This window comes from Streptomyces tricolor (assembly GCF_002155905.1).
GTDB classification, from domain to species: domain Bacteria; phylum Actinomycetota; class Actinomycetes; order Streptomycetales; family Streptomycetaceae; genus Streptomyces; species Streptomyces tricolor.
In genome coordinates this window covers 1-10,355 of the sequence record NZ_MUMF01000118.1, presented here as the reverse complement: position 1 = coordinate 10,355, position 10,355 = coordinate 1, and the positions used below count along the sequence as shown (strand labels likewise).

Below are 10,355 nucleotides of genomic sequence, written 5' to 3'. Positions count from 1 at the left end.
ACCGGTACTAATAGGCCGAGGGCTTGTCCTCAGTTGCTCGCGTCCACTGTGTTGGTTCTGAAACCACGAACAGCCCCGCTTTTTAAGCGGTCTGGTTGATTGTTTCATAGTGTTTCGGTGGTCATAGCGTGAGGGAAACGCCCGGTTACATTCCGAACCCGGAAGCTAAGCCTCACAGCGCCGATGGTACTGCAGGGGGGACCCTGTGGGAGAGTAGGACGCCGCCGAACTCCTTTTGAAGCTCCGGCTCTTGGGCACTGCCCAGGGGCCGGAGCTTTTTTGCGTTGAGGTAAGGTCAGGGGGCATCGTTGGTTCATTTCGCACAGGAGGCCCCCGGGTGGAGGTCCAGGAGACCCGTGTCCAGACAGACCGGGTCCTCACCATCCCCAACATCCTCAGCATGGCGCGGCTCGTCGGCGTACCCCTGTTCCTGTGGTTGATCCTCAGGCCGGAGTTCGGCGGCCCGCAGAGTGATGGCTGGGCCCTCCTCGTCCTGGCGCTGAGCGGGGTCAGCGACTATCTCGACGGCAAGCTCGCCCGGCGCTGGAATCAGATCAGCAGCCTCGGCCGGCTTCTCGACCCCGCCGCCGACCGCCTCTACGTGCTTTCCACACTGGTCGGCCTGACCTGGCGGGAGATCCTGCCGATCTGGCTGACCGCCCTGCTGCTGGCGCGAGAACTGGTTCTCCTGGTGATGGTGGGCATCCTCCGCCGGCACGGCTATCCGCCGCCGCAGGTGAACTTCCTCGGGAAGGCTGCGACGTTCAACTTGATGTATGCCTTCCCGCTCCTGCTCCTCAGTGACGGAAGTGGTTGGATCGCGTCACTCGCTGCTATTTTCGGATGGGCGTTCGCCGGATGGGGTACAACCCTCTACTGGTGGGCAGGAGTGCTCTACGTGGTACAGGTCCGCCGATTGGTTCGAGCGGACGCCATGGCCGATTGAGCTCGGCGATTGTCCGGACGTAACGCCTCGATGGCCCGCGGTGGAAAAGTGCGGGACAATCTGGACGGGTGAAGTCGGCTAGACCGTCGTCTCTTGGAGGAGGACGCTTCCGACATGAAGGCCGTCGTGATGGCCGGGGGCGAAGGCACTCGCCTGCGCCCCATGACCTCTAGCATGCCCAAGCCGCTCCTGCCCGTGGCTAACCGCCCGATCATGGAGCATGTGCTGCGGCTGCTCAAAAGGCACGGGCTCACTGAGACCGTAGTCACCGTGCAGTTCCTCGCATCGCTCGTCAAAAACTATTTCGGCGACGGTGAAGAACTTGGCATGGAGCTCACGTACGCCAATGAGGAGAAGCCACTCGGTACCGCCGGAAGCGTCAAGAACGCCGAAGAGGCGTTGAAGGACGATGCCTTCCTCGTCATCTCCGGTGACGCCCTGACCGACTTCGACCTCACCGAGCTGATCAATTTCCACAAGGAGAAGGGTGCGCTGGTCACGGTCTGTCTGACCCGGGTGCCCAATCCGCTGGAGTTCGGCATCACCATCGTCGACGAGGAAGGCAAGGTCGAACGCTTCCTGGAGAAGCCGACCTGGGGGCAGGTCTTCTCCGACACCGTCAACACGGGCATCTACGTGATGGAGCCCGAGGTCTTCGACTACGTCCAGCCCGATGTGCCGGTGGACTGGTCCGGCGATGTCTTCCCGCAGCTGATGAAGGAAGGCAAGCCCATCTACGGCTTCGTCGCCGAGGGCTACTGGGAGGACGTCGGCACCCACGAGAGCTATGTGAAGGCCCAGGCGGACGTCCTCGAAGGCAAGGTCAACGTCGACATCGACGGCTTCGAGATCTCCCCGGGCGTGTGGGTGGCCGAGGGCGCCGAGGTGCACCCCGACGCCGTACTGCGCGGGCCGCTGTACATCGGCGACTACGCGAAGGTCGAGGCCGGCGCGGAGATCCGCGAGCACACCGTCATCGGATCCAACGTCGTCGTCAAGACCGGTGCGTTCCTGCACAAGGCCGTCGTGCACGACAACGTGTACGTCGGGCAGCACAGCAATCTGCGCGGCTGCGTCGTCGGCAAGAACACCGACATCATGCGCGCCGCCCGGATCGAGGACGGCGCGGTCATCGGTGACGAGTGCCTGATCGGTGAGGAATCGATCGTCCAGGGCAATGTCCGCGTCTATCCGTTCAAGACCATCGAGGCCGGTGCCTTCGTCAACACCTCGGTGATCTGGGAGTCCCGGGGCCAGGCCCATCTGTTCGGCGCGCGCGGTGTCTCCGGCATCCTCAACGTGGAGATCACGCCCGAGCTGGCGGTGCGGCTCGCCGGCGCCTACGCGACGACCCTGAAGAAGGGGTCCACGGTCACCACGGCCCGCGACCACTCCCGAGGCGCCCGGGCGCTGAAGAGAGCGGTGATCTCCGCGCTCCAGGCCAGCGCCATCGACGTACGCGACCTGGAGAACGTGCCGCTGCCCGTGGCCCGGCAGCAGACCGCGCGGGGAAGCGCCGGCGGCATCATGATCCGGACCTCGCCGGGCGTCCCGGACTCGGTCGACATCATGTTCTTCGACGGGCAGGGCGGTGACCTCTCGCAGGGCGGCCAGCGCAAGCTGGACCGGGTCTTCGCGCGCCAGGAGTACCGGCGGGCGTTCCCCGGCGAGATCGGTGACCTGCACTTCCCGGCCAGCGTCTTCGACTCGTACACCGGCTCGCTGCTGCGCAACGTCGACACGACGGGGATAGCGGAGTCCGGCCTCAAGGTCGTCGTGGACGCCTCGAACGGCAGTGCGGGGCTCGTGCTGCCCAGCCTGCTCGGCAAGCTCGGTGTGGACTCGCTGACCATCAACCCCGGTCTCGACGAGTCCCGGCCCACGGAGACGTCCGAGATGCGGCGGAAGGGGCTGGTGCGGCTCGGAGAGATCGTGGCGTCCTCGGGTGCCGCGTTCGGTGTGCGGTTCGATCCCGTCGGCGAGCGGCTGTCGCTCGTGGACGAGAAGGGCCGGATCATCGAGGACGACCGGGCGCTGCTGGTCATGCTGGACCTGGTGGCCGCCGAGCGGCGCAGCGGGCGGGTGGCGCTGCCGGTCACCACGACCCGGATCGCCGAGCAGGTGGCCGCCTATCACGGCACCCAGGTCGAGTGGACCACCACCTCGCCCGACGACCTCACGCGCGTGGGCCGCGAGGAGGGGACCATCTTCGGCGGTGACGGCAAGGGCGGGTTCATCGTCCCGGAGTTCAGCGGTGTCTACGACGGCACGGCCGCCTTCGTACGGCTCATCGGGCTGGTGGCGCGGACGCAGCTCACGCTGAGCCAGATCGATGCCCGGATCCCGCGGGCGCACGTCCTCAAGCGGGACCTGGCGACGCCGTGGGCGGTCAAGGGTCTGGTGATGCGACGGGTGGTCGAGGCCGCCGGGGATCGCTTTGTCGACACGACCGACGGTGTGCGGGTCGTGGAGACCGACGGGCGCTGGGTGATGGTGCTGCCCGACCCGGCCGAGGCGGTCACCCATCTGTGGGCCGAGGGGCCCGACGACGCCTCCGCGCAGGCGCTGCTGGACGAGTGGTCGGCGGTCGTGGACAGCGCCGGCCGGTGATCTGCGGCCGCTGAGCACGGCAAAAGCCGCTGCACGCGCGCGTGCCGGACAAGTGTCCCCAAGGGGGCCTGTCCGGCACGCCGGTGGGGCCGTTCGGAGGTACTGCTCGCGACATGCGACGATGTGCGGCATGCCGCAGCATCCCCCCGTTCGGAGCAGCCCCCCGCGGGCGCGGCGCCCGGACGCCTCCATGTCGTTGATCACCAACGTCATGGATCACAGCCTCGACGACGGGTACGCCGAGGCCGCAGCCCGCAAGAAGTCCCAGGGCGAGGGCGGCCTGCCGAAGACGCTCCGGGCCAAGCTGGGCCTGGCCGCCGGTCTCGTGCTCGCGGCGCTGGTGGTGACCCTGGGCGCGGCACAGGCGCGTGTGGCGGCACCTGTCGTCGCCAAGGAGCGCCAGGAGCTGATCGACCGTATCGACAAGGAGACCGCGGACGCGGACCGGCTGGAAACCAGCGTCGACCAGCTCAGAGACGACGTCAGCGCGCGCCAGCGGGCGGCCCTGAAGTCCAGCGGCGGCAGCGCGGAGGCGGACCTGGTGGGCCTGCTGTCGGGCGCCACCGCGGTGCACGGCCCCGGCGTCAAGCTCGTCGTGGACGACGCCAAGGAGGCCGGCGGTGGCGGGGACGGCTCCAACCCCCGGGAGGCGTCCGGCTTCTCCGACACCGGCCGGGTGCGGGACCGCGACATGCAGCGCGTGGTCAACGGACTGTGGGCCTCCGGGGCGGAGGCGATCTCCATCAACGGACAGCGGTTGACCGCCCTGTCCGCGATCAGGGCCGCGGGTGACGCGATACTGGTCGACAACAGGCCGCTGGTGCCGCCGTACACGGTGCTGGCGGTGGGGGACGGGGAAAGGTTGAGCACGAGATTCCAGGACAGCGCCGACGGCCTGTATCTCCATGCCCTGGAGAACTACGGCATCCGCGCCACCATCTCCACGGAGGACGACGTCCGGTTGCCCGCCGCCCCCAGTGTGATCGTACGAACAGCACAGCCGAAGTCCGAGAAATCCGAGAAGGGCACATCGTGATCGCCGTACTGGGCCTCGTCGTGGGAGTCGTGGCCGGCCTGTTGGTCCGGCCCGAGGTTCCGGCGGTCGTCGAGCCTTATCTGCCGATCGCCGTCGTCGCGGCGCTGGACGCCGTCTTCGGCGGTCTGCGGGCCATGCTGGACGGCATCTTCGACGACAAGGTCTTCGTGGTGTCGTTCCTGTCGAACGTGGTCGTCGCCGCCCTCATCGTGTTCCTCGGCGACAAGTTGGGCGTGGGCGCGCAGCTGTCGACGGGTGTCGTCGTGGTCCTGGGCATCCGCATCTTCTCCAACGCCGCGGCGATCCGGCGACACGTGTTCCGGGCGTGACAGCGATGAGCGAGCAGAACGACCGGAACGCACGGAACGAGCAGCCGGAGAACCGGCTGCGCAGGGAGCTGCCGGCCGAGGTGCCCGCGCCCGCGCCGCCGGCCGGGCAGCAGGCCCAGGAGCAGCCTCAGCAGCCGCTGACGGGCCGGCAGCGGCTCGTGAAGGGGCTGTGGCCGCCGCGCTTCACGCGTGCCCAACTCATCGTGGCCCTGCTGCTGTTCGGCCTCGGCTTCGGCCTGGCCGTGCAGGTGGCGTCCAACAGCGACACCGACAGCGCGCTGCGCGGCGCACGTCAGGAAGATCTTGTTCGCATCCTCGATGAACTGGATTCGCGTACTCAGCGTCTTGAGGACGAGAAGCAGGGACTCGAAAAGCAGCGTCAGGAGCTGCAGACCAGCTCCGACCAGGCCGCCGAGGCACGCAGGCAGACCGCCGAGAAGGAGAGACAACTCGGCATCCTCGCGGGCACCGTGGCGGCACAGGGTCCCGGCATCACCATGACGATCGAGGACACGAAGGGGACGGTCCAGGCGGACATGCTGCTCGACGCGATCCAGGAGTTGCGCGCGGCCGGCGCGGAGGCGATCCAGGTCAACGGGGTCCGGGTGGTCGCCGGCACCTACTTCACCGACTCGGGCCAGAGGGTGAGCGTCGACGGGAACAAGATCAAAGCGCCCTATCGTTTCAAGGTCATCGGCAAGCCGCAGGACCTCGAGCCGGCGCTGAACATCCCTGGAGGCGTGGTGCAGACTCTGGAGAAGGAGCAGGCCACGGTGACCGTCGAGCGGTCGGACAAGATCGTCGTGGACGCCTTGCGACAGGCGAAGCGGCCTGACTACGCTCGGTCGTCCTCCCAGTGAACCGGCGGTGCATGGGGCCCGTCCGGCAAGGGCATGAGGTTGCGGGGGGTCGGCGCACCGAAGAGGTGGTGCGTGGTGGAAACTGTCTGGTGGATACGGACGTTGTGAGAATGTCCGGCTCGGCCGGTGTAGGCAATCAGGGTTCGTCCTGCCCCACGGGCGGGTCTGTTTCGGTCAAGGGGAATCGCCCGTGAAGTTGTTTGCGAAGTTGTTCGGCAAGAGCGCGCGAGAGGGCAGCGACAACGCGACCGCTCGCCATCGCGCACAGCCTGACGCGGAGGGCCAGCGCCCGCTGTTCCGGGACCAGGTCGCTGGTCCGGGCGGTGACATTTCCGGAGGTCAGGGCGCGGCGTCTGTTGACCCTGCCCAGTCCGGCGGCATAGGTTTCGGGCAACCGTCAACCTCAGGTACGGGTGGAGGGTTTGCCTCCGGCCCGTACGCGTCCAACGCCCCGGCGGGGCAGCCGCGGCAGGAGGATCCGTCGATGTCGGTCCTGGTGTGTACGAGGTGCGGTAACCGCAACGCGGAGAGCGCCCGGTTCTGTTCCAACTGCGGGGCGCCGCTGCGTCCCGGAGTGGCGCCGGAGCGGGCCTCCGAGACGACTTCCACGATCTCGATCTCCGGTCTGGAGGCGTACGACTCCGAGGCGACCGGGCAGACGCCGCTGCCGATGCTCTCTCCGGAGGCGCAGGCCGCGGTGGACGCGCTGCCGGTGGGATCAGCGCTGCTGGTGGTGCGGCGCGGCCCGAACTCGGGCAGCCGCTTCCTGCTGGACAGCGACCTGACCACGGCCGGCCGTCACCCGCAGAGCGACATCTTCCTGGACGACGTGACGGTCTCCCGGCGGCACGTGGAGTTCCGGCGCTCCCCGGACGGCTCCTTCACGGTGGCCGACGTGGGCAGCCTGAACGGCACGTACGTCAACCGGGAGCGCATCGACCAGGTCGCCCTGTCGAACGGTGATGAGGTGCAGATCGGCAAGTACCGGCTGGTGTTCTACGCGAGCCGGCAGGGCATCTGACCCACCCCCGGACTGACGTCCGGGGGAACCCCCAGGGAAGGTCCATGCTTCAAACACCGAGCGGCGGTGCCGGAAGCGGTACCGCCGCCAGGGACAGTGGGCTGATGAGCATCGGCACGGTGCTGAACGTGCTGCGCGACGAGTTCCCCGAAGTCACCATCTCCAAGATCCGCTTCCTGGAGTCGGAGGGGCTCATCGAGCCGCAGCGGACCCCGTCGGGGTACCGGAAGTTCAGCGCCGGGGACGTCGAGCGCCTCGGTCACGTCCTGCGGATGCAGCGGGACCACTATCTGCCGCTCAAGGTGATCCGGGAGCACCTGGACGCCATGGAGCGCGGTGAGGCCGTGCCGCTGCCCGTGGTCGGGCGCCAGCGCACCGCGGACGACGTGCCGGGACTCGCGCCCGCGGAGGGGCCCACCGTGGCCAGGGTCGGCCGGGCCGAGCTGCTGGCCGCGGCGGACATCGACGAGGGGGAGCTGAAGGAGTGGGAGTCCTACGGGCTCATCGCTCCTCTGGAGGACGGCGTGTACGACGCCGAGGCCGTCACCGTGGCCTCGCTCGTCGCCGAACTGGGCCGGTTCGGTATCGAGCCACGCCACCTCCGGCTGATGAAGGCCGCCGCCGACCGTGAGGCGGGGCTGGTCGACCAGGTGGTGGCCCCGCTCAGGCGCCACCGCAACCCGCAGACCAGGGCGCACGCCGAGGCCCGTACGAAGGAGCTGGCGGCCCTCACGGTGAAGCTGCACGCGGCCCTCGTGCAGACCGCTCTGGGCGTGCGGCTGCCCTGAGCCGGCGGGCCCCCGGAGCGGCCGGATCGGGCACCTGTTCCCGACCCGACTACCCAAACGTCCCGGGCACGGCCTAGGGTTGCTGTGTGAACGAGCTCGATGTCGTAGGTGTCCGGGTCGAAATGCCCTCCAACCAGCCGATCGTGCTCCTGCGCGAAGTGGGGGGCGACCGCTACCTCCCCATCTGGATCGGACCGGGGGAGGCGACGGCGATCGCCTTCGCCCAGCAGGGCATGGCCCCCGCGCGGCCGCTGACCCACGACCTGTTCAAGGACGTGCTGGAGGCCGTCGGCCAGGAGCTGACCGAAGTGCGCATCACCGATCTGCGGGAAGGCGTCTTCTACGCGGAGCTGGTGTTCGCCAGTGGGGTCGAGGTCAGCGCCCGCCCCTCCGATGCCATAGCGCTGGCCCTGCGCACCGGAACGCCGATCTACGGCAGTGACACGGTGCTGGACGACGCGGGCATCGCCATTCCGGACGAGCAGGAGGACGAGGTGGAGAAGTTCCGCGAGTTCCTCGACCAGATCTCGCCCGAGGACTTCGGCACCAGCAGTCAGTGAGACAGAGCGCCGACCGCCGCCGGACCTGCGCCGATGCCGGGACGGCCGGTGGCTCCGGACGGCCGGCGCCCCGGCAATTGCCTCCGGCCAGTGAGAGCGTCCTACGGCCTCCCGCGAACGCATTCGGCTAGCCTTTCCCCGCGGTGGGACACGGGAAACCACTCCTAGGGTGATTATCACTCGGCGTGCCGAGTGTGGCGATCGTTGACGCACCCCTGGTGACTGCCTACCGTCGAGAAGGCAGGTCAAGGACGGAGGTCGGCGTGAGAACCAGCGGCGACGGTACGGCTGGGGGTGCCCCCGGACGCAGTTTCGGGGAGAGCGGTCCGTACGCGCCCCCGAGCCCGCGGCTGCGCTCAGGCGGGGGACACCCCCATCCGGGCAGCGCGGTGGATCACGCTCCGCAGCTGCCGACGGCGGTGCCGAACGGCGGAGGGGTGGCGGCCATGACGTCCGAGGAGATCGGTTACCGCGGGCCCACGGCCTGCGCGGCGGCCGGCATCACGTACCGGCAGCTCGACTACTGGGCCCGCACCGGCCTGGTCGAGCCCAGTGTGCGGCCCGCCTACGGGTCGGGCACCCAGCGGCTGTACAGCTTCCGGGACGTCGTCGTCCTGAAGATCGTGAAGCGGTTCCTGGACACCGGGGTGTCGCTGCAGAACATCCGCACGGCCGTCCAGCACCTGAGGGAACGCGGTTTCCGCGACCTGGAGCGGATGACGCTGATGAGCGACGGCGCCACGGTGTACGAGTGCACCTCGCCGGACGAGGTGCACGCCCTGCTCCAGGGCGGTCAGGGCATCTTCGGGATCGCCGTCGGCGTGGTGTGGCGGGACGTGGAAAGCGCCCTCTCCCAGTTGCACGGCGAGCGCATCGACACCGGCGAGACCCTCGTCGGGCACAACCCCGCGGACGAGCTGGCGCGGCGCCGCAACCGGGCGGTCTGACCGCCGTACCCCGCCGGGGGGCGCTCCGGCAGCACCGCATTGTCAGTGCCGTGGTGCAGCATCGGAGATGTGAGAAACGCGCCCACGATCCTGCACCTCGACATGGATGCCTTCTTCGCCTCGGTGGAGCAGGCGTCCAAGCCGAGCCTGCGCGGGAAGGCGGTCGTCGTGGGCGGGCTCGGACCGCGCGGGGTGGTGGCCACCGCGTCGTACGAGGCACGGGCGTTCGGAGTCCACTCGGCGATGCCCATGGCACAGGCGCGCCGGCTGGCGCCCAACGCCGCCTACCTGGTGCCGCGCTCCCGTCTGTACTGGGCGATCAGCGAGCAGGTGATGGCGCTGTTGCGGGAGCTGTCACCGCTGGTGGAGCCGCTGAGCCTGGACGAGGCGTTCGTGGACCTGGAGGCCGGGGGAGCGGCCTGGGACGAGGAGTCGGCGCGGCGGGCCGGGGAGAAGCTGCGCGCGGACATCCGGGCGGTCACCGGGCTCACCGGATCCGTGGGGATCGCCGCCTCGAAGATGCTCGCGAAGATCGCCTCCGAGCAGGCCAAGCCGGACGGCCTGAGGCTGATCGAGCCGGGCACCGAGCGGGCGCTGCTGGGGCCGATGCCGGTGCGCATCCTGCCGGGGGTGGGGCCGGCCACCGGGGACCATCTGCGCCGGGCCGGGATCAGCACGGTGCAGGAGCTGGCCGAGGCGGGCGAGGACGAGCTGGTCCGGCTGCTCGGCAAGGCGCACGGGCACGCGCTGTACGCCATGGCGCTGGCCCGCGACGAGCGGCCCGTGGTGGCCGAGCGGGAGGCCAAGTCGGTGTCGGTGGAGGACACGTACGACGTGGACATCCATGACCGGCTGCGGGTCGGCCTGGAGGTGCAGCGGCTGGCCGACCGGTGCGTGCGGAGGCTGCGCGGGGCCGGCTTGTCCGGGCGGACCATCGTGCTGAAGGTACGACGGTACGACTTCTCCACCCTGACCCGCTCCGAGACGCTCAGAGGGCCCACGGACGATCCCGCGGTCGTCCGTGAGGCGGCGGCCCGGCTGCTGGACTCCGTGGACACCACGGGCGGGGTACGGCTGCTCGGGGTGGGGGTGTCCGGGCTCGCCGACTACACGCAGGAGGATCTGTTCGCTCAGGCGATGCCGGTGCCTGTGCCGGAGGAGCCGGAGCAGGGGGCGGTCGAGGCCGTCGTGGAGCGGCCGGAGCCCGCCGAGCGGCAGTGGCACGCCGGGCAGGATGTGCGGCACGCGGAGTACGGGC

10 protein-coding genes and 1 rRNA gene are annotated in these 10,355 nt (G+C 69.2%); all 11 read left to right on the top strand.

Features of this window, described 5'->3' with window-relative positions; translation table 11 throughout:
* Window positions 1–113 precede the first annotated feature (113 nt).
* Window positions 114–230, top strand: a 5S ribosomal RNA gene (rrf, locus tag CCN44_RS10180).
* Between the two features lie 107 nt (window positions 231–337).
* Entirely contained in the window at window positions 338–946 is a 609-nt protein-coding gene (locus CCN44_RS10175) for a CDP-alcohol phosphatidyltransferase family protein (RefSeq protein ID WP_059248142.1), read from the top strand.
* Window positions 947–1,060: 114 nt separating this feature from the next.
* Window positions 1,061–3,556, top strand: coding sequence for a mannose-1-phosphate guanyltransferase (locus tag CCN44_RS10170; RefSeq protein ID WP_059248141.1), 2,496 nt, complete (start codon window positions 1,061–1,063; stop codon window positions 3,554–3,556).
* A 121-nt stretch (window positions 3,557–3,677) separates the two neighbouring features.
* The gene (locus CCN44_RS10165) at window positions 3,678–4,592 is read left to right on the top strand and encodes a DUF881 domain-containing protein (RefSeq protein WP_086697440.1); all 915 of its coding nucleotides are present in this window, start codon (window positions 3,678–3,680) and stop codon (window positions 4,590–4,592) included.
* A complete protein-coding gene (locus tag CCN44_RS10160; protein ID WP_003988855.1) occupies window positions 4,589–4,921 on the top strand; it encodes a small basic family protein in 333 nt (110 codons plus the stop codon). Before CCN44_RS10165 ends, CCN44_RS10160 begins: the two co-directional genes overlap by 4 nt.
* A gap of 5 nt (window positions 4,922–4,926) precedes the next feature.
* Complete coding sequence (locus CCN44_RS10155; RefSeq protein ID WP_059248139.1) at window positions 4,927–5,781, top strand: DUF881 domain-containing protein; 855 nt, start codon at window positions 4,927–4,929, stop codon at window positions 5,779–5,781.
* A gap of 190 nt (window positions 5,782–5,971) precedes the next feature.
* Window positions 5,972–6,802 (top strand): FHA domain-containing protein, encoded by an 831-nt coding sequence (locus tag CCN44_RS10150; RefSeq protein ID WP_189397310.1) that lies wholly within the window; start codon window positions 5,972–5,974, stop codon window positions 6,800–6,802.
* Between the two features lie 44 nt (window positions 6,803–6,846).
* Complete coding sequence (gene ftsR / locus CCN44_RS10145; protein WP_086697439.1) at window positions 6,847–7,590, top strand: transcriptional regulator FtsR; 744 nt, start codon at window positions 6,847–6,849, stop codon at window positions 7,588–7,590.
* 86 nt (window positions 7,591–7,676) lie between these two features.
* The gene (locus CCN44_RS10140) at window positions 7,677–8,150 is read left to right on the top strand and encodes a bifunctional nuclease family protein (protein WP_026253112.1); all 474 of its coding nucleotides are present in this window, start codon (window positions 7,677–7,679) and stop codon (window positions 8,148–8,150) included.
* Between the two features lie 263 nt (window positions 8,151–8,413).
* The gene (locus CCN44_RS10135; RefSeq protein WP_086697438.1) at window positions 8,414–9,097 is read left to right on the top strand and encodes a MerR family transcriptional regulator; all 684 of its coding nucleotides are present in this window, start codon (window positions 8,414–8,416) and stop codon (window positions 9,095–9,097) included.
* 69 nt (window positions 9,098–9,166) lie between these two features.
* A partial coding sequence (locus CCN44_RS10130; protein ID WP_086697437.1) for a DNA polymerase IV occupies window positions 9,167–10,355 on the top strand: 1,189 nt, incomplete at its 3' end.

Coding starts and splice junctions, on each gene's coding strand:
- CCN44_RS10170 (WP_059248141.1), top strand. CDS start 1,061: ATGAAGGCCGTCGTGATGGCCGGGGGCGAAGGCACTCGCCTGCGCCCC.
- CCN44_RS10165 (WP_086697440.1), top strand. CDS start 3,678: ATGTGCGGCATGCCGCAGCATCCCCCCGTTCGGAGCAGCCCCCCGCGG.
- CCN44_RS10155 (WP_059248139.1), top strand. CDS start 4,927: ATGAGCGAGCAGAACGACCGGAACGCACGGAACGAGCAGCCGGAGAAC.
- ftsR (WP_086697439.1), top strand. CDS start 6,847: ATGCTTCAAACACCGAGCGGCGGTGCCGGAAGCGGTACCGCCGCCAGG.